A 20,350-nucleotide genomic window follows, 5' to 3' on the forward strand; every position below is an offset into this window, starting at 1 on the left:
CAACTATTCACTTTTTTCTTCAATTTTATTATTTTCTCCTATTTCTTTCTTGTTGGGTTTATTGCCATCATCTTCTTTTTCCTTGATTTCGCCTGAGTCAAAGAGGATTCGCACTGCCGGAGACTCATCATCTTCGAACTGTCCTTTCCTTGCATTGACTATAAAAACGACCAAGAAAATTGCAGCCAAAGAAACACTGCAGAGGATCATTAAATATAGAATATCCATTTGACAACAAAATTAACCTATTTTCAGGGCTCAAATTTAGTGAAAAATAATGATATTAATCACGAAATAGCGGTTCTTGCTAATTTAAAATCAGTCTAAATAAGGGCTTTTAAGCGTGTTTTTTGAAATACTTTCTTCCAAGTATCCATGTTGAAACGGTTGTGAATGTAACTACGGTGATGGAGCTTGCAGGCATTATCAGTGCTGCAAAAAGCGGATGCATGTGGCCTGTTACGGCATAGCTTAATCCAACAATATTGTATAGAAAACTAATTATGAATGTCATTTTTACAATAGTGATCGAGCCTTTACAAACGTTTAGGTAGTTATCAAGAGTAACTACTTTATCACCATTCATGATGACATCTGAAGACGGAGTAAAGCTGTTGGTGTCATCGGCAACTGCGATTCCTACGTTGCTTTGTTTAAGGGCTCCGGCGTCATTTAAGCCGTCTCCAAGCATGGCGACTTTTAAGTTTTTGTCTTGAAGATTTTTGATATAATTAAGTTTGTCTTCCGGGCTTTGATTGAAAGCCATAGCCTGACAATTTGGAATTAATTCTTTTAACTGATTTTCTTCTGAAGAGTTATCTCCACTCAGAATATAAATTTTATAGTTAGTTAATTTTTTAAATAAATCTTTAAGTTTGGCACGATACTCATTTTTAAAGATGAACTTTCCTAAAAACTCGTCATTTTTGCTGATGTAAACAGCGGTCTCAAGATTTTTGGACTCTTGATTATTATAACGTGCAGAACCAATCTTATAAATATTGCCTCTTACATTAGCTTCATAACCTTTTCCTGAGATTTCCTGAAAGCTTTCCACAGGGAAATATTCATCCTTAGACTCAATGAATTCATATAAAGATTTTGAAAGTGGATGGTTTGAATTTTTTAATAAAGTTTTGATATTTAATAAATCAAATTCCTGAATTTCAGGACCATCATATTTAATATTTGATTTTTTTCTATGCGTAATTGTCCCGGTTTTATCAAAAACGAGAGTATTGATCTTCGCAATTTTCTCAATCGTTAAAGTATCTTTTACATAGAATTTATTTCTACCTAAGATCCTCATAATGTGTCCGAAAGTAAACGGAGCAGACAATGCAAGCGCACATGGGCAAGCAATAATCAAAATCGCGGAAACAACTTGGAACATTGTATTTAAATCAATAAAATACCAATAAGTTCCTGCAACTAAAGCGATGCCTAAAATAATGAATGTGAAGTATTTACTAACGTTATTTGTCAGCGTATCAAGTCCTGTTTCGTGCTTTTTAAAAGCTTCTTTATTCCACAGTTGAGTTAAATAACTTTGATCAACATTTTTAATAACTTCTAATTCCAAAGAAGATCCAACTTGTTTTCCTCCTGCGAAAATTTTGTCTCCGGGTTGTTTGCTGATACTTTCGCTTTCTCCGGTAATAAAACTGTTGTCAATATTTCCTTCTCCATTAATCAAAATTCCGTCAACAGGGATGATTTCCTGATTTCTAACTAAAATTCTGTCACCAACTTTTATTTCAGACAATAAAATATTATCCTGTTTTCCTTCAAAATCAACTTTCGTTACAGCAATCGGGTAGAAAGATTTGTAATCTCTATCATAGGAAAGAGCGCTGTACGTCCTTTTTTGGAAGATTTTCCCGAGCAGCATGAAGAATAAAAGTCCACAAAGCGTATCGAAATATCCTGGGCCATAATCCGTTACCACTTCATAAATACTTCTTCCGTAGAGAACAAAAATCCCTAAAACAATCGGAACATCAATGTTGACGATCTTATTTTTTAAACCGTACCAAGCAGATTTATAATAATCTGAAGCTGAGTAAAATACAACAGGTGTCGCTAGAAGGAATATCAAGGTTCTGAATAAACCTTTATAATGTTCCATCCAATAATCTTCGCCACCAATATATTCTGGAAAGGCAAGAAACATTCCGTTACCAAAAGCAAAGGCGGCAATGGCAAATTTCACTAATAAAGATTTGTCAAGATGATCTTCATTTTTATCAGCAGTTTCGAGGCTGATGACAGGTTTGTATCCTAGATTGGTTAAAAATTTAGCTAGTTCGCTTAATTTTAGATCGTTATGGTTGAATGAAACCTGTAAGGTCTTCCTTGTAAAATTAACCTGAGAATATTTAATATTTTCATTTAATGTATGAAGGCTTTCTAATAGCCAAATACAAGAAGAACAATGTATTACAGGAACTTTGAATGTGATCAAACTGGTGTTTCCTTCCGAAAAATCTGTTACTTTGTCAAAGATTTCCGGAGTATCTAAATAATCAAATTGGGAAGAATTCTCATCACTTGGACGAATTCCCGCCGTTTTATTTAATTCGTAAAAATTACTTAAATTATTGGTATTCAGAATTTCGTAGACAGATTTACAACCGTTGCAACAGAAGATCCTTTCATCAAAAATAATTCTTTCCTTTTCTATACCTTGTCCGCAATGAAAACAGTTCTCGTTCACCTCCATAAATTATTGACTTACAAAATTATAACATTTTTTTTTGTTTATCGTTTTAAAATGTGCTATTTTTGTGATAAATGTCATATAAAATGTCGCAGGAACAACAGATTGCAATTGAAGAGAGGTTCGCCAGAGTTTTTAATGATAAATCATTCAAGGAAAGACTTACTAGTGTAGATTTTGAGAAGTATATCAACGCCAAAAAGAGGTTGAGTTTTCAAAAGCACGATACCATTTTCGAAGACGGAGAAACTCCAAAAGGAGTGTACTTTTTAGAAAAAGGTGCCGCTAAGCTATCCAAATCGGGAGCTTTCGGGAAAGACCAGATTTTGAGATTTATTAAAGAAGGCGATATCATCGGCTACCGATCTTTGCTTTGTGGAGAAAATTTTCAAGCCAAAGCAGAAGCAATGACAGATATTGAGTGTATTTTTCTTCCTGCCGAAGTTTTTATGTATCTTCTGGAGGTAGATCCTCAATTGTCTTTCGTAATGCTTCAAAAAATTTCTTACGAGTTGGGAGAGTCTTCCAACACCATTACTTTCTTAGCGCAGAAAACGGTAAGAGAGAGATTGGCTGAAATTCTGATTCTATTGGAACAGAAATTAGGTGTTGATCCTGAGGGGTTCATCAAGATTTCTTTGACGAGAGAAGAAATAGCAAACATTATCGGAACTGCTACTGAAAGCGCGATCCGTCTCATCTCTGAATTTAAAGGAGACAGTCTCATCGAAGTAGACGGAAGAAATATCAAAATTCTGAATCACGATAAATTAATGAAACTAGGACACGTAGTTTTATAAATCATACAAAAAAACTTAAGTCGGCGGAAGCCGACTTTTTAACTTTTAAAAAATAGATAAATTATGTCTGTTCACTCTGAAATTAAAAAAGTTACGACTGAAACCTTGCGTAAAATGAAATTCGACAAGGAGAAAATAACGATGCTTACTGCATATGATTTTACCACGGCAAAAATGGTAGATGCAGGTGGAATTGATGCTGTTTTGATAGGAGATTCTGCAGCGAATGTAATGGCGGGTTTTGAAACGACGTTGCCGATTACTTTAGATCAGATGATTTATCATGCTCAAAGTGTTGTTCGTGGAACAAACAGAGCGTTGGTGGTGGCAGACTTACCTTTCGGAACCTATCAGAGTAACCCTGAAAAAGCGTTGGAATCTGCAGTGAGAATGATGAAAGAAGGTGGGGCTCACGCTGTGAAAATTGAAGGAGGGAAAGAGATTTCAAAATCTATAAAAAAAATTATCAACGCAGGAATTCCTGTGATGGGACATTTAGGGTTGACGCCTCAGTCAATTTATAAATTCGGAACCTATAAAGTAAGAGCAAAAGATGAAGCAGAAGCAGAAAAATTAATCGCTGATGCTCAACTTTTAGAAGAATTAGGATGTTTTGCTATTGTTTTAGAGAAAATTCCGGCTGATTTGGCTAAGAAAGTATCAGAAAGCATTACGATTCCAACAATCGGAATCGGAGCTGGACCAGATTGTGACGGACAAGTTTTGGTATATCACGATATGGTTGGAATGAACCAGGGTTTTAGTCCAAAATTCTTAAGAAGATATCTTGACCTTTATACTGAAATTACAGGAGCGGTTGCTCAATATGTGAAAGACGTGAAAAACGTTGATTTTCCAAACGAAACAGAAAGTTATTAATGAATCAAAATCTTCAAACTGCTCAGGGAGCGATTTCAATTTTGGCCGTTGTTTGTCTTGCAATCGGATGGTTCAATTTATTTTCTCCTGAAGTTAACGCAATTCTTTCCAAAAGAATATTTTATATCGTTGTTGGTGTAAGTTTTATTTTGCAGGCTCCATTATTGGTGAACAGAAATTTTGTTTATCCAATGTATATTGCCGCAGCGCTATGTATCATTGGTGCTTTTCTGCCTTACGATTCAAGAGTTTCCGGAATGAAGACTTTGGGACTTTTAGCCGGAGTTATTATTTCGTTTTCCAACAGACCAAATTTCCGCAAGTAATACATGGAGGAGCAGATTGTATATGAAGACAACCATCTTTTGGTTATTAATAAAAAAGTCGGACAGCTTGTACAGGGCGACAAAACCGGCGATGAATCTTTATTAGACTCAATCAAAAATTTTATAAAAATAAGAGATGCTAAACCGGGAAATGTTTTTCTCGGTTTGGTTCATCGTATCGACAGACCGACTTCGGGTTTAGTTATTTATGCTAAAACTTCCAAAGCGCTTTCCCGTTTAACCCAAATGGTTAAAAATAGGGAAGTCAAAAAAACGTATTGGGCGGTTGTTGCTAAAGAAATGATTCCGCAAAGTCAGCGTTTGGTTCATTATCTACAGAAAAACGAAAAAAATAATAAAGCCATCGTCTTCACAAAAGTAACAGACGGAGCAAAAGAAGCGATTCTAACTTATAATGTTATTAAAAAGTTAGATAATTATCTTTTGCTTGAAATCGATCTTGAAACTGGAAGACATCATCAGATCAGAGCTCAGTTATCTAAAAGTGGAGTTCCTATTAAAGGAGATCTAAAATACGGCGCACCTCGTTCCAATCCGGATGGCGGAATTAATCTTCACGCAAGAAAATTAGAATTTATACATCCCGTTACCAAAGAAAATATTGAAATCATAGCTCCTGTTCCACAGAATGATGCAATTTGGAGAGCTTGTGAGGAGTAAACTTCAAACATAGAAAGGAAATTAGAAGATGGAAGCTGGAATTGATTCGGTTTCCATTTTTTATTTAAATTCAAAAAAATTTTTTCACAGTGTTAAAACTTCCTGCCTCCATCATCCCGCTTCCATCTTTACTAAAAAATTTTGCGTATTTCAAAAAAATAACTACCTTCGTCCTATACTTTAGGGGTGTCTGTTGACAAACAGACTGAGACTTTACCCTTTGAACCTGATCTGGATCATACCAGCGTAGGGAAAAGTGAGATGACTTTTTGTTGTGCTTTCTATGCACAATTATGGCCATTCCTAAAGTGAAATGTTTAATTAAAACTTTGGAATGGAACTCACAATCAACCACACCCGAAAAACTTTTGCTGAACTTCCCGAAAATCTGGAAGCGCTTTTAGCTATGGAAATTCCTGGAAAAAAGAAAGGTATTGCCGTAGCGCTCAACAATCGTATCATTCCGCAGTCAGCCTGGCTGGAAACATTTCTCAAAGACAACGATTCTATTTTAATCATTACTGCTACTCAAGGCGGTTAATTCTCATAAATACCCAATTATTTTATGGCTCATAAAATCACACGTTCGCCGTTTCCGAACTCAAAGAAAATTTACGTTGAAGGGAAAATTCACCCGATCAATGTAGCAATGCGAGAAATACACTTAAGTCCGACGAAACTAACCAACGGGACTTTAGAAGAAAATCCTCCGGTTACTATTTACGATACATCAGGACCTTATACGGATGAAAGTTCTGAAATTAATATTGAAAAAGGTCTTCCAAGAATCAGAGAACAATGGATTCTGGATCGTGAAGATGTTGATGTTTTAGATAATATCACTTCAGAATACGGAAAAAAACGTTTGGCTGATCCAAAATTGGCTGACTTACGATTTTCGTACAATCACAAACCAAAAGTTGCCAAAGAAGGAAAAGAAGTTACCCAATTGTATTATGCAAGACAGGGAATTATTACTCCGGAAATGGAATATATCGCCATCAGAGAGAATCAGCGCATCGAGCAATTGGATACTGTTTCAAAAGATATGGCTTTTCAACATCCCGGAAATAGTTTTGGAGCAAGAACTCCGAAAAGCAAAATTACTCCAGAGTTTGTAAGGGAGGAAATTGCGAGAGGACGAGCCATCATTCCGAATAATATTAATCATCCTGAAAGTGAACCGATGATTATCGGAAGGAATTTCTTGGTTAAAATTAATGCTAATATTGGAAACAGTGCCGTTACATCAAGCATTGAAGAAGAAGTCGAAAAAGCAGTTTGGGCTTGTCGATGGGGCGCTGATACGATCATGGATTTATCTACAGGAAAAAACATCCACGAAACCAGAGAATGGATCATCAGAAATAGTCCGGTTCCGATTGGAACGGTTCCAATTTATCAGGCATTGGAAAAAGTAAAAGGAGTTCCTGAAGATCTGACTTGGGAAATTTTTAAAGATACTTTAATCGAGCAGGCGGAGCAGGGTGTTTCTTACTTTACGATTCATGCCGGCGTTTTGTTGAGATATATTCATTTAACAGCCAACCGAGTAACAGGAATTGTTTCCAGAGGCGGTTCCATCATGGCAAAATGGTGTCTGTATCATCACAAAGAAAGCTTTTTATACACTCATTTTGAAGAGATTTGTGAGATCATGAAAAAATATGATGTTGCATTTTCTTTGGGAGACGGTCTACGTCCGGGTTCGATCGCCGATGCTAATGATGAAGCTCAATTTGCAGAATTGGAAACGTTGGGTGAACTCACAAAAATTGCCTGGAGACATAATGTTCAGGTGATGATTGAAGGTCCCGGCCACGTTCCGATGCACATGATCAAAGAAAATATGGAGAAGCAATTGGAAGTATGTGATGAAGCTCCATTTTATACATTAGGCCCTTTAACGACAGATATTGCACCAGGTTATGACCACATTACTTCAGGAATTGGAGCGGCAATGATTGGCTGGTTTGGTTGTGCGATGTTGTGTTATGTGACGCCAAAAGAACATTTAGGACTTCCGAATAGAGAAGATGTAAAAGTTGGGGTAATCACCTATAAGTTAGCTGCTCATGCTGCCGATTTGGCGAAAGGGCATCCAGGAGCACAATACAGAGATAATGCTTTAAGTAAAGCGAGGTTTGAATTCAGATGGGAAGATCAGTTTAATCTTTCGCTAGATCCTGAAACAGCGCGATCTTATCATGATGAAACATTGCCGGCGGATGGAGCAAAAATTGCCCATTTCTGTTCAATGTGCGGACCAAAATTTTGCTCAATGAAAATCACACAGGAAATTCGTGAGTCTGCAGAAAAAGGAATGTTTGACAAATCACAGGAATTCATCGAAAAAGGGAAAGAGATTTATATATGATCATTATTATCACTCCCGAAGAAATGATGAAGAATGAAACTGAATTGATTAATGAATTATTTCAGGAAGGATTAGATTTACTTCACATCAGAAAACCTTTTATTAATTCAGAAGAAATGACGGATTTTATTAATCAGATAAATTCAGGATTTCATAGTAAGTTGGTTTTGCACAGTCATTATGATTTGGCGGAGAATTTTACTATTTCAAGATTTCATTTTAGAGAAATTGACAGACAAAATAATGTACATGAATCTTTCACAAATCAAATCATTTCAACGTCTGTACATGATATTGAAACATTTAATGAATTAGGTGAGGAATGGGATTACGCTTTTATCAGTCCAATTTTTCCAAGTATTTCTAAAAAAGGGTACGGTGAAAATTCGACAATTTTTAATGATGTTAAAAATAAAATTCTTTCTAATGTAAAACTGATTGCTTTGGGAGGGATTAATGAAAATAATATCAACAAAGCTTTTGAAAGTGGAGTAGATGGAGTGGCCTTGTTAGGTGCAATTTGGCAAAGTGATGAACCTTTAAATGTTTTAAAAAAATGCAGACAGAACGTCCTTTCGTAATGAGCATTGCGGGCTATGATCCAAGTGGTGGAGCCGGTTTATTGGCAGATACTAAAACAATGGAACAATTGAAAGTTCAGGGTTTAGGAGTTTGTACAGCAATGACATTACAGACAGAATCTCAATGTTTGAGCCTGAATTGGCAACCATTATCTGAAATCATACAATCAATTGAGGTTTTAATGAAAAAGTATGATGTTCAGGTTGCTAAAATTGGAGTCGTTAAAGATGCATTGATGCTTGCGGAAATAGTAACAACAATTAAATCTATTCATTCTGAAGCAAAAATAGTCTGGGATCCAGTGTTGAAAAGTACGTCTGAGTTTTCTTTTTTTGATTTGAATACAATTTCCGAATTGGAAAATGTTTTAAAACAAATTGATTTAATCACCCCAAACTACAATGAATATCAAGTTTTAAAAGAAGCTCATCTTTTCTCTCAATCAGAACGTTCGTGTTCGGTTCTTATTAAAGGAGGCCACAGAGAAGATGAAGTAGGAACAGATGTTTTAATTGAAAATGGAAAAGAAATTATTATTGAATCCAATGATAAAGCTTCTGTTTTCTACTTAAAACATGGGTCAGGCTGCGTGCTTTCTTCGGCTATTGCAAGCTATTTAGCTTTAGGCAACAATTTGGAAGAAGCCTGCCGAAACGGAAAATTATATATCGAGAAATTTTTAAAAAGTAATCCAACTTTACTAGGATTTCATTCTTAATGTTTGGTATTTAAAATTTGCGCTCTTTGCTAAGTAGAACGCCTTTGCGAACTTAAAAACAGTTAGTATTAAAAAAAAGCTTAGCGCTCTTTACGTTAAAATTAATATAGAAAAATGGAAAAATTACAATACATATCTCAAGGATTTACCATAGAAGATCAGGAGCTGAACATCCGAAAAGCTCTTGATAATGGAGTGAAATGGATTCAAGTCCGTTGGAAAAATGCTCCTGAAAATGAATTCATCAAACTTTGTGAAATTTCAAAAAAGCTATGCTCGGATAATCAGGCGGTTTGTATAATCAATGATCATGTTCAGATTGCAAAAGATATTGGTGCAGATGGTGTTCACTTAGGTTTGAACGATCAATCTATCGAAATAGCAAGACAGGTTTTAGGAAAAGATAAAATCATAGGCGGAACTGCTAACACACTTTCAGATGTTTTGCAAAGAATGAATGAAGGATGTGATTATATTGGTTTGGGGCCATTAAGATTTACCTCAACGAAAGAAAAACTCAGTCCTATTTTAGGTTTTGAAGGATACGAAAATATAATTCAGGACTTAAAAAATCAATCATTGGAAGTTCCAAAAATCTTTGCGATTGGCGGAGTTGTTCTCAATGACATTGAATTACTACAGCAAATCGGAATATATGGTGTTGCCGTTTCAGGTTTAATTACGAACGAAACCGCTACAGTACATGAAATTAAACTCGCATTACATGAATAATCAACAATTAATAATAGCAGACAGAGCCTTCGAATCGAGATTGTTTTTAGGAACAGGAAAATTCGGGAGTCTTGAAGAAATGGCAGAATCAATTATCGCTTCAGAAACCAATATGGTAACGATGGCCTTGAAACGAATAGATTCTCAATCCTCGGAAGATGATTTGTTAGGTTCATTAAGATCTACAAAAGCGCATCTTTTACCTAACACTTCAGGAGCAAGAACAGCCAAAGAAGCGGTTTTGGCAGCACAATTGGCAAGAGAAGCTTTGGAAACTAATTGGGTAAAATTGGAAATCCATCCGGATCCGAAATATTTATTACCCGATCCGATTGAAACACTGTACGCAACGGAAGAATTGGCAAAATTAGGATTTATTGTGATGCCTTACATTCATGCTGATCCGGTTTTGTGTAAGCGTTTGGAAGATGCGGGGACGGCTGTTGTGATGCCTTTGGGAGCGCCGATTGGAACCAATAAAGGCTTGAGAACATTGGATTTTTTAGAAATAATTATCAGTCAGAGCAACGTTCCGGTAGTAGTGGATGCGGGAATTGGCGCACCTTCCGACGCGGCAAAAGCAATGGAAATGGGAGCTGATGCAGTTTTAGTGAATACAGCGATTGCTGTGGTAAGAAATCCAATAAATATGGCGTTGGCTTTTAAAGAAGGCGTAATTGCAGGAAGAAGAGCTTATGAATCAGGATTGGGAGCGATTGGAAATCATGCCGAAGCATCAAGTCCGTTGACGTCTTTTTTATTTGATTGAAACTAAGAATATAAAAGTCCCAAAGGGACGATTCAGTAAAGAATAGGATGAAGTCCTATTACAAATAATAAATAATGATTATTTGGATTAAAACCGAATATTATGAACAGCTTTAAAGATATTTTTGAAAATTATCACTGGGATGATATTAAAGCCAAATTAGAAAAAGTAACCTTATCTGATGTTGAAAACAGTCTGGAAAAGAGTACGAAAACAATAGAAGATTTTTTGAATTTTCTTTCGCCCGTTGCTGCTCAAAAATTGGAAGTGATGGCGAAGATGACACAGCAGCTTACTCAAAAGCGTTTCGGAAAAACAATTCAGCTATATGCGCCATTGTATTTGAGTAATGAATGTCAGAATATCTGCACTTATTGTGGTTTCAGCTTAGATAATTCGCTTAAAAGAAAAACGCTTTCCAGTACGGAGCTTATTATAGAAGCCATGGCATTAAAGGCAATGGAGGTCAATCATGTGTTGCTGGTAAGTGGAGAAGCGAATAAAACGGTTGGAATTGATTATTTTTTGACTGCGGTTCGTTTGTTGAAACCTCATTTTGCTAATATTTCTATTGAAGTTCAGCCATTGTCGGAGGAAGAATATCAACAACTTCACGATGAAGGTGTGAATGCAGTTTTAGTATATCAGGAAACATATCATCAGGAAGTCTATAAAGAATATCATCCAAAAGGGAAGAAGTCAAATTTCAATTTTCGCTTAGAAACGCCCGACAGAATTGGAAAGGCGGGAATCCATAAAATGGGCTTGGGTGTTTTGCTCGGTTTGGAAGATTGGCGGGTTGACAGTTTTTTCAACGCACTTCACATCGATTATTTACAAAAGCAATATTGGAAAAGTAAGTTTTCAGTTTCATTTCCTAGATTACGACCTGCGGAGGGGATTATTGAACCCAATTTCATCATGGAGGATAAAGATTTATTACAATTAATTTGTGCCTACAGAATTTGGAATGAAGAGTTGGAAATATCCATTTCGACCAGAGAAAATGAAAAGTTCAGAAATAATATCATTTCATTGGGCGCAACGGCAATGAGTGCCGGATCAAAGACGAATCCTGGAGGATATGTTGTAGATCAGGAATCGTTGGAACAGTTTGAAACCAGCGACGAAAGAAGTATGAATGAAATAAGAAGCATTATTAAACAAGCGGGTTATGATCCTGTGATGAAAGACTGGGATGCTGTGTACAGTGGAATTTAATTAAAAAATAAAATTGCAAAGACTTAATGACAACTATCATTTGCTGAATGAAATGCCCTTGCGAACGAAAATATACAGCATCATTTTTAAAATTACCTTGCGTTCTCTGCGTTAAAAAAAATAACCATACATGAAAAGCGAAGATATTTTTGCAAGATACAGCCGACAGATCTTCATTGAAGAAATAGGATTGGATGGACAAAGAAAAATAATGAACACCAAAGTGCTTGTGATTGGAGCAGGTGGATTAGGAAGTCCTGTTATTCAGTATTTGGTAGCGGCAGGAGTTGGAGTTTTAGGGATAATGGATTTTGATGAGGTAGAATTACATAATTTAAACCGACAAATCATTCACAATGAAAATTCGGTAGGCATTTCTAAGGTTAAAAGTGCAGAGCAATTTGTAAGCAACCTCAATCGTCATGTTCAGTTTATTGGAATTGAAAAGAAATTAGATGAATCCAATGCAGAAGAAATTATATCTCAATTTGATGTTGTCATTGATGGTTCAGATAATTTCAAAACGAGATATTTAGTTAATGATGTCTGTGTGAAACTTGGCAAACCTTTGGTTTACGGGAGTATTTTAGGATTTTCAGGGCAGGTGGCTATTTTTAATTATCAGGGAAGTAAAAATTTAAGAGATTTATTTCCTGAGCCACCTATTGATGAGGATCTTCCGGATTGTGATAGCCTTGGAGTTTTGGGCACGTTGCCGGGAATTGTAGGAAGTATGATGGCCAATTTAACCTTAAAATTGATAACCGATTTACCATTAAATATCAATCAAATCACATTAATTGATACTTTGAACTGGAGATTTCAAACTGTCGATTTTTAATTTTAAAAACAATATTTAATAAGTTTCGGCTAAAGCCAATTTGATTTTTTGCATAAAAAAACGGGCTAAAGCCCGTTCCTATTGATAAAATATTAGTGCTATTCGTGCAGATTTGTGTTTAAACAAAAAATTACTGTGCCTGTTGCATTACACCAGCATCTTCTTTTTTCGTTTGATTAAGAATATTGGCGTCTTCTTTTGCCAATTTATTTTTCGTCGGGATTTTATAATTAATAGAAAGCCCGAAATTTCTTGTATCATATTTACTGCTAATGACTACCGGAGTTCCAGACGGTGGATTAGAACGAACCTGCATCACCTGTCCGTTGAAAATATCATTAGCAAAAACAGAAACCGTCAAACGATTATCCATGAATTTTTTCGTTAAAGTAAGATCGAATGAATTGTTGAATGGTTTTTCTGCCGTAAAGTAGAAATAGCCAGCTTTTGGCGTTAAATAACTGTAATTTGCCGTCAATTTAATGTCTTTCGGCAAAATAACCTGTGCCATTGCATTTAAAATCCAGAAGCCTTTATTGTTCAGATTATCAATTTCATGTTTTTGATAACCAGCGTATAAATACATGAAATTAATCTTGTCAGGGTTGAAATTAAACTTCATAATTTCGCTCAACGGTTTACTGAAAACCATAAACGGAATCGGAAGTCCAATATTGAAATTGTGAATTCTCATACTTGAAATATTCACCTGTTCATTAAATAATTTTCTTCCGTCTTTTCTAATGATTTGTGCGACCTGATTACTTGCCGAACTTACGCTGTAACCAATAAATGCATAATCAAAAGCAGAGATTTTTATTTCATAATTATTAAAAATCGTAGGCTGTAAATTAGGATTTCCGGTTACTTCGGTGCTTGGCCCAGAGAACGTTACGTTGTTTGGATTTAAGGCTGATATACTTGGTAAGCTGATTTTTTTGTTATAATTCGCAGCAATATACACCTGATTCATTAAGTTATACTGAACACTCGCATTCGGAAATAGTTTGAATTTATTAAATGGAATTAAATCAGCTTGCGTCAACTTTCCATCTTTATCAAAAAATCGCGTAATACCGGAAATATCATAATTTTCGGCTCTTGAACCTAAAATAAAATCAAATTTCTTCAGTTTAGCCTGAAATTCAAGATAGGTTGAAGCGGTTTGTCTTTGATAATCAAGGTTGGTGATTCCAAAGCTTTCTGTATCATAATCCTGTTTTTCATATAAACCTCCAAAACTTACTTTTCCGCCATCCAGAAGCTTTATGGGCTGAGAATAATCTACCTTGAAGTTGGCAATATTCATCACAGATTTGTTATTCAGAACATCTTTTTGACCGTTGCTTTCTGTTGTTTGATTGGGGTCAAATGCGAAATAACCATCTTGAGAGAAGTTGTCCTGAGCAAATTTACTGTCCGATCTTGTATACCCAAATTGGAAATCTAATTTCTGAGATTTATCGGCAAAACGTTTTTGATACGTTGCCACCGCTTCCTGTCTTAAATTATCAGTGCGGGCAGCATCTGAAGAGTTATAAAATGCTTCTCTCAAGTCTTTTGGATCATTTTGAAAAGGTAAATCTCCATGACCCTTACTTAAAGTATAATTGTCATTATTATTGTGGTATATGTCGTAGTTTACCAATAATCTGTCTTGTCCAAGATCAAAAGTCAATCCTGATTTTGCAAAATATCCTCTTGCAATTCGGTCTGTATTACTTGTTAATAGTTCGTCTTGTTGACCGTTCAACATACTTTCACGATAATTCTGACCAACATTCAACTGCCATCCGAAGAGTTTATTTCTTGCATTTAGGTTTAATGAATTTGTTGTTCTGCTTCGGAATTTATCGTAATTCGTAAAAGAGTAATTTCCTGAATAGGTTGCTGTTAAATATTTATTGGCATTTTTATTCGTAATAATATTCATGATCGCACCACCTGAAGTTGCAGGGAATTCAGCACCGGGCTGGGTAATCACTTCAATTCTGTCAACGGAGTTTGCGGGCATTCCTTCAAGGAAAGAATTTAATTCATTGGATGTAATATTTAGAGGTCTTCCGTTCAAATAAACATCAAGAATTTTCCCTTGATACATCATTCCTGCGATGTCTGTAGAAACAAGACCCGGAAGTTTTTTAATTCCTTCTAAAACGTTTCCGTTATTAAGCTGAGGTTGTTCAGAAAAATCGAAGATCGTACGATCTGCTTTTTGTTCAACGGCTTTTTTAGTTTTGGTGAGTATGACACCTTCAATTTCCTTTTCTTTTATCTGACTATTGGTCTTCTCCTGTGCATAAGTAAACATAGAGCCTAGCACAGACAGAACGAATATAGTTTTTTTCATAATGTTTTTTTTCTACTATTCAGTTAGACGCAGAAAAGGAAATTTTGTTACAAAAAAGCTTCCTCCTATTTATTTAAGACTATTAAACTCTGTATATTCAAATTCCGGAGATGAAGAAAATAGTTGTCTTAATACTGATGCATGACCATTTCCGGCAATAACAAGTATTCTGTCTTCGGTATTGTGAGGAATACTCTGGATATTACGGAACATTCTCAGGTTTCTGTTATACCAATACAATGAAAGCATATCTGCGCCGTCGTGATCTCTCAATTTAAAATCTCCTGTAAGATAAGCGCCATATTCATATTGATGAAATTCTTTGCTATTCATATATTTAAAACTTTCCAGAATAGATTTGAAGTTTTTAGGTTCCGTACTCTTGAAAAAAGCTGTATATTGATTCGATATCGCATCATTACTCTGAAAATCATAGTCTTGACTAATCTTATTAAAATAGGCTGAATCTTGTTTTCCAAATCTTTCTTCAAGGTCGTTCCAGGCAGATGACGCATCTATACTATAAAGTTCATTAAGTTTGAGTTCGTTGGCAATACGCATTGCTAGCTGATAACGTTCGTCTCTTTTTTCTCTGTGTTTTCCTTCGCTGTATTCTTTTAGTTTTTGATTGACGTTCCATTTTGGCCAGGCTTCGATGGCTATTTTTGTAGGTTTAAACTTTTTAATGTACTCAACAAGTTCCGTTACTTCTTTGGCCGTTTTGGGAGCAAGAACATCTACTTGATCACTTTTGTCTGTTTTATGAGCATCAAGATTTGGATAATCGAAATGGAATGATCCAACGATCAAAACTTTGGTTTTAGGATTGCTAAAATACTCCGATGGTTTTTTCTGAGCAGAAATAAAAGTAGAGAAGCATACAAGTAGGCTATAGATAAATGTTTTCATAATTATTTTTTTGTTAGTTATTTTATTTTGATACTCCAAAGGTAGATTTACGGGAAAATCTATGAAATAGCGTTTAGATGAAGCCTTTGTTTATCGCGGTTAAAAGATTTTCGTCGGAGAAAAGCAGCCGTTCATCGGAAATTAGAGCTCATAATTTAACAGATATCCTATTTTTGCTTTATGAAAGCGAACAAACTTATTTATCTGCATATTTTCTTCTGGGGTATTTATGCTATCGGCTCGGTTCTTATTCCCTATTTTGTATTTAATACGGAGAGAATTATCCTTAATATTACGTTCTTTCTCACAAGTTTTATTTGCTTTTATGTGAACTATTTCCTGGTAGCTCCCAATTTTTTTGATGCAAGCAAATGGTATAAATCTGTGATTGCATTTTTGTTGAGTGCTTCCTGTTTTGTTCTTGTTCGATATTCTGTTGAAGAGATCTTGTTGCCTGCGACAGTAGGATTAAGAAATTATAGGGAAGGAACCAATTTTGGATTTTACTTTTTTGATAATATTTTCTACAGCAGCACCACTATTTTTATCAGTACCACTTTCTGGTTTTTTAAATACTTTGTTGATGTAGAAAAAGAGAAAGCAGAGTTGATTGAAGCCAGAAAAACCGCAGAATTACAGGCCTTAAAAACACAAATCAATCCGCATTTTATTTTTAATTCTTTGAATAATATTTATTCTCTCGTTTACCAAAAATCTGATAAAGCGTTACCCGCGCTTGAAGAATTAAGTCAGTTATTGAGGTACAGTACCAAAGATCTGGAAAAAGATGTGATTACTTTAGATAAAGAAATTGGGTATATTGACAGCCTAACAGCACTTGAAAAATTACGATTAAAACAACCTGAATTATTAACTGTTGAAAAAAATATTAACCATCCCAAATTGAATATTTCACCGATGATTTTAGTTCCGTTTGTTGAGAATGCTTTTAAACATGGAGATTTTCGTGAAAAAGGATTTGACATGAAACTTTCTGATGACAACCAGATCTTACATTTTTATCTTTTAAATTTTAAAAAAGATAGAATGAAAGATTCTACATCAGGAATCGGGATTGATAATGTGAAAAAAAGACTGGAAATTTTATATCAAAAAAAATATGAATTGAGTATCACCGATTCTGAAACCGAATTTGTTGTAGATTTAAAAATTGATTTGCGAAATGAATAAAATTAAATGCATTGTTGTAGATGACGAACCATTAGCGATTTCGCTATTAGGAAGTTATGTGCAGAAAATTCCTTTTTTTGAATTGGTTTTTTCTTCTGAAAATCCTATTGAAGCTTTAGATTATATTCAAAATAATGAAGCAGATTTGGTTTTTCTTGATATTCAAATGCCTGAATTGACGGGAATTAATTTCATGAAAATTGTTGGAGATAAATTAAAATACATCTTAACAACTGCCTATTCTGAGTATGCTTTGGAAGGATACGAACACAATATTGTTGATTATCTTTTAAAGCCTGTTTCTTTTGAACGGTTTTATAAAAGTGCTTTGAAAGCTCAGGAAAGGTTTTCTTTTAATGAAGATAAAACAGATTCCCATTTCTTTGTGAAATCTTCCGGACAGCAACATAGAATCAACTTTGAGGACATTCTTTATATCGAAAGTATCAAAGATTATGTGAATATTAAAACTGCCAATCAGGAGTATATTGTTTTGGATACTTTAAAATCTCTTGAACAACAGCTTTCTGAGTTTTCGTTTGCCCGTATTCATAAATCGTTTATGATTAATTTAGATCAAATTAAAAGCATTGCTGCGAAAAAAATAATATTGTCATCCGATCATGAAATTCCGATAGGAGACAGTTACAGAACAAATTTTTTAAGCAAACTCAAATAAAAAAACAACTTCAATTGAAGTTGCTTTTTTTGATAATTTATGATATGTTTTTGAAAATCATATTTATTGGGGGCGTTGTATCAAATCTCCATTTTCTTCTTTTTTCATACTGTTCAAGATGTTCGGGTCTTCTTTTGCCAGTTTATTTTTTGTAGGAATTTTATAATTAACGGAGATTCCAAATCGTCTGCTGTCACTTGCGCTTTTTATTATTACTTTTTCTCCTCCATTTGGTACAGTATAGCTCATAGCCATATTTTGCTGTCCATTGAAAATATCATTTGCAAAAACAGAAACCGTTAAGCGTTTATTCATGAATTTTTTAGAAAGCGTTAGATCAAATGAGTTAGCGAACGGTTTTTCTGCCGTAAGATAGAAAAATCCTCCATTTGGCGTGATATAGGTGTAATTTGCATTAAGCTTTATATCTTTTGGTAAAATGAAATTTCCCGTCACATTAAAAATCCATAGACCTTTATTTTTCAGATCATCAATATCATGTTTTTGATAGGATGCAAAGAAGTATAAAATATTGGTTTTATCGGGATTAAAATCAAATTTCATGACCTCACTCATAGGTTTACTAAAAATGGTGAGAGGTATGGGAAATGATAAATTATAATTATACATTTTCATACTCGGGATATTTATTTGTTCATAGTAAAGATTGTTTCCTTCTCTTCTGATAATTTGCGTTGTTTTATTTTTTGCGGTACTTATATTATAACTCGCAGAAATGTAATCAAAAGCCGAAAATGATAGTTCGTAATTATCAAAAATAGACGGTTGAAGATCAGGGTTTCCGCCTATCTGAACATTAGGGTTTCCGAGTATGGAATTATTGGGGTTAAGCGCAGATATGCCTGGAAGATTGATTTTTTTATTATAATTCGCTGCGAAATTAATCCTGTCTGTTAGATTATATTGAATACTTGCATTGGGAAAAAGCTTGAATTTGTTGAAAGTTCTTAAATCTCTTTCAATGATAGCATTGTTGCTGTCCAATGTTCTTACGATCCCCGAAATATCATAATTTTCTGCTCGTGTACCTGCAATAAAGTCAAACTTTTTCAGACTTGCCTGAAATTGCAGATAAGTAGATGCCGTCTGTCTTTGGTATTCTAAATTGGTAAGACCTCTGCTTTTGGTATCAAAATTTTGTTTTTCATACAAACCTCCGAAACTCACTTTTCCTCCATCAAAAATTTTGAGAGGTTGAGAATAATCTACCTTAAAGTTGGCAATTCTCATGTTGGAGCTGTTGCTTAAAACATCTTTTTGACCGGCATTGTTTATTTCTTCATTGGTTAGGACGAAATAATTCTTTTCAAAATAATTATCCTGAGAAAATTTATTATTTACATCTGAATATCCAAACTGAAAATCCAGTTTTTGCGATTTGTCACTGAAGCGTTTTTGATAAGTAACAACCGCTTCCTGCCTCAAATTATTTGCACGGGCAGCATCCGAAGAATTGTAAAATGCTTCTCTCAAATCATTGAAATTATTTTTATAAGGAAGATTCCCATAGCCGTTACTTAAAGTATAGGTGTCGTTATTATTATAGTAAATATCGTAGTTTAATAATAATTTATCTTTTCCAAGATCAAAATTTACTCCGGATCTTGCAAAATATCCTCGCGCAAATCTGTTGCTGTTAGTTTTTAATAATTCATCCTGTTCGCTATTCTGTAGACTCTCATTGTAGCTCTCACCAACATTCAATTGCCATCCGAAAATCTTATTTCTGGCATTTAAGTTTAATGAATTATTGGTTTTACTTCTTATTTTATCATTATTGGTAAATGAATAATTTCCGGAATAGGTTGCTGTTAAATATTTATTAGCATTCTTATTTGTGATAATATTCATGATTGCGCCGCCTGAAGTTGCAGGGAATTCTGCGCCAGGCTGAGTAATTACTTCAATTCTGTCGACCGAATTGGCGGGCATTCCTTCAAGGAAAGAAGTCAAATCATTAGATGTGATATTTAAAGGTCTGCCATTAATGTAAACGTCAAGCGCTTTTCCTCGGTACATGATTCCGGAAGCATCAGTAGAAATAAGTCCGGGAAGTTTTTTAATTCCTTCTAAAAGGTTTCCGTTGTTAAGGTATGACTGTTCTGAAAAATCAAATATCGTACGATCTGCTTTTTGTTCTACCGCTTTTTTTGTTTTCGTGATAGTAACTCCTTCTATTTTCTTTTCTTTAATCTGATCATTAGATTTTTCTTGAGCATAAGAAATGATAGAGCTCAAAAAAGAGATGGTAAAAATTGTTTTTTTCATTGTTTGTGTTTTATAATTTTATTCCTTAGTGTTTAACATCCGGTTAGTTTTATAGATGCAAATAGAAATAAAATTCGCGCCATAACAAAAAAAAGGGTATACCATTTATATACTATTTTGGCTTATTGTACTGGTAATCAGTTTTGTATATTTTGAGTTAAGCTTTTATTATTAATTAAAATTGTAAAAAATAGTATGTAAAAACAAAAAACCAGAACAAAATTAGCTCTGGTTTAATTATTTATTTTGTCTTTTTTTTAATCTGTATTGATTTTTTAAAGACTATT

General features: G+C 34.5%; 19 protein-coding genes and 1 riboswitch. Of the genes, 14 read left to right on the forward strand and 5 right to left on the reverse strand.

Going from position 1 to position 20,350, the window contains the following annotated elements; genetic code table 11:
* Positions 1-3 precede the first annotated feature (3 nt).
* Complete coding sequence (ccoS, locus tag SB689_RS10260) at positions 4-228, reverse strand: cbb3-type cytochrome oxidase assembly protein CcoS (protein ID WP_066754428.1); 225 nt, start codon at positions 226-228, stop codon at positions 4-6.
* Positions 229-337: 109 nt separating this feature from the next.
* Complete coding sequence (locus SB689_RS10265) at positions 338-2,716, reverse strand: heavy metal translocating P-type ATPase (protein WP_410692139.1); 2,379 nt, start codon at positions 2,714-2,716, stop codon at positions 338-340.
* An 89-nt stretch (positions 2,717-2,805) separates the two neighbouring features.
* On the opposite strand from SB689_RS10265, the gene SB689_RS10270 reads away from it, so the two are divergent.
* The 12 genes from SB689_RS10270 to SB689_RS10325 all read left to right on the forward strand — a co-directional run bounded on the left by SB689_RS10270 (position 2,806) and on the right by SB689_RS10325 (position 12,645).
* Complete coding sequence (locus SB689_RS10270) at positions 2,806-3,519, forward strand: Crp/Fnr family transcriptional regulator (protein ID WP_410692029.1); 714 nt, start codon at positions 2,806-2,808, stop codon at positions 3,517-3,519.
* A 63-nt stretch (positions 3,520-3,582) separates the two neighbouring features.
* Complete coding sequence (gene panB / locus SB689_RS10275) at positions 3,583-4,398, forward strand: 3-methyl-2-oxobutanoate hydroxymethyltransferase (RefSeq protein WP_066754431.1); 816 nt, start codon at positions 3,583-3,585, stop codon at positions 4,396-4,398.
* Positions 4,398-4,724: a hypothetical protein gene (locus SB689_RS10280; protein WP_410692031.1), complete on the forward strand. Its 327-nt coding sequence runs from the start codon at positions 4,398-4,400 to the stop codon at positions 4,722-4,724. The genes panB and SB689_RS10280 overlap by 1 nt, the downstream gene beginning before the upstream one ends.
* Positions 4,725-4,727: 3 nt before the next feature.
* Positions 4,728-5,405, forward strand: coding sequence for an RluA family pseudouridine synthase (locus SB689_RS10285; protein ID WP_410692032.1), 678 nt, complete (start codon positions 4,728-4,730; stop codon positions 5,403-5,405).
* Between the two features lie 172 nt (positions 5,406-5,577).
* A riboswitch (TPP riboswitch) is annotated at positions 5,578-5,675 on the forward strand.
* Positions 5,676-5,739: 64 nt separating this feature from the next.
* Entirely contained in the window at positions 5,740-5,946 is a 207-nt protein-coding gene (gene thiS / locus SB689_RS10290) for a sulfur carrier protein ThiS (protein ID WP_054512752.1), read from the forward strand.
* A 24-nt stretch (positions 5,947-5,970) separates the two neighbouring features.
* On the forward strand, positions 5,971-7,782 hold the full coding sequence (gene thiC, locus SB689_RS10295; protein ID WP_410692033.1) for a phosphomethylpyrimidine synthase ThiC: 1,812 nt from the start codon (positions 5,971-5,973) through the stop codon (positions 7,780-7,782).
* Positions 7,779-8,363, forward strand: a complete 585-nt coding sequence (locus SB689_RS10300) for a thiamine phosphate synthase (RefSeq protein ID WP_410692034.1) — start codon at positions 7,779-7,781, stop codon at positions 8,361-8,363. Before thiC ends, SB689_RS10300 begins: the two co-directional genes overlap by 4 nt.
* The gene (locus SB689_RS10305) at positions 8,339-9,082 is read left to right on the forward strand and encodes a hydroxymethylpyrimidine/phosphomethylpyrimidine kinase (RefSeq protein ID WP_410692035.1); all 744 of its coding nucleotides are present in this window, start codon (positions 8,339-8,341) and stop codon (positions 9,080-9,082) included. The genes SB689_RS10300 and SB689_RS10305 overlap by 25 nt, the downstream gene beginning before the upstream one ends.
* A gap of 114 nt (positions 9,083-9,196) precedes the next feature.
* The gene (locus tag SB689_RS10310) at positions 9,197-9,814 is read left to right on the forward strand and encodes a thiamine phosphate synthase (protein WP_410692036.1); all 618 of its coding nucleotides are present in this window, start codon (positions 9,197-9,199) and stop codon (positions 9,812-9,814) included.
* Positions 9,807-10,583 (forward strand): thiazole synthase, encoded by a 777-nt coding sequence (locus SB689_RS10315; protein WP_410692037.1) that lies wholly within the window; start codon positions 9,807-9,809, stop codon positions 10,581-10,583. Before SB689_RS10310 ends, SB689_RS10315 begins: the two co-directional genes overlap by 8 nt.
* A 102-nt stretch (positions 10,584-10,685) precedes the next feature.
* Positions 10,686-11,804: a 2-iminoacetate synthase ThiH gene (gene thiH, locus SB689_RS10320; RefSeq protein ID WP_410692038.1), complete on the forward strand. Its 1,119-nt coding sequence runs from the start codon at positions 10,686-10,688 to the stop codon at positions 11,802-11,804.
* 130 nt (positions 11,805-11,934) lie between these two features.
* Positions 11,935-12,645, forward strand: coding sequence for a HesA/MoeB/ThiF family protein (locus tag SB689_RS10325; protein WP_410692039.1), 711 nt, complete (start codon positions 11,935-11,937; stop codon positions 12,643-12,645).
* 130 nt (positions 12,646-12,775) lie between these two features.
* On the opposite strand, the gene SB689_RS10330 is transcribed toward SB689_RS10325, so the two are convergent.
* A complete protein-coding gene (locus SB689_RS10330) occupies positions 12,776-14,995 on the reverse strand; it encodes a TonB-dependent receptor domain-containing protein (RefSeq protein WP_410692040.1) in 2,220 nt (739 codons plus the stop codon).
* Positions 14,996-15,064: 69 nt separating this feature from the next.
* On the reverse strand, positions 15,065-15,904 hold the full coding sequence (locus SB689_RS10335; protein WP_410692041.1) for a DUF5694 domain-containing protein: 840 nt from the start codon (positions 15,902-15,904) through the stop codon (positions 15,065-15,067).
* A 180-nt stretch (positions 15,905-16,084) separates the two neighbouring features.
* Here SB689_RS10335 and SB689_RS10340 point away from each other — a divergent pair, with 180 nt between their 5' ends.
* Together SB689_RS10340 and SB689_RS10345 are read left to right on the forward strand one after the other, a co-directional pair.
* Entirely contained in the window at positions 16,085-17,095 is a 1,011-nt protein-coding gene (locus tag SB689_RS10340; RefSeq protein ID WP_410692042.1) for a sensor histidine kinase, read from the forward strand.
* On the forward strand, positions 17,088-17,774 hold the full coding sequence (locus SB689_RS10345) for a LytR/AlgR family response regulator transcription factor (RefSeq protein ID WP_410692043.1): 687 nt from the start codon (positions 17,088-17,090) through the stop codon (positions 17,772-17,774). The genes SB689_RS10340 and SB689_RS10345 overlap by 8 nt, the downstream gene beginning before the upstream one ends.
* Before the next feature lie 63 nt (positions 17,775-17,837).
* On the opposite strand, the gene SB689_RS10350 is transcribed toward SB689_RS10345, so the two are convergent.
* Entirely contained in the window at positions 17,838-20,063 is a 2,226-nt protein-coding gene (locus SB689_RS10350; protein WP_410692044.1) for a TonB-dependent receptor domain-containing protein, read from the reverse strand.
* Between the last annotated feature and the right edge of the window lie 287 nt (positions 20,064-20,350).

Source organism: Chryseobacterium sp. SIMBA_038, assembly GCF_046535115.1.
Classification (GTDB): domain Bacteria; phylum Bacteroidota; class Bacteroidia; order Flavobacteriales; family Weeksellaceae; genus Chryseobacterium.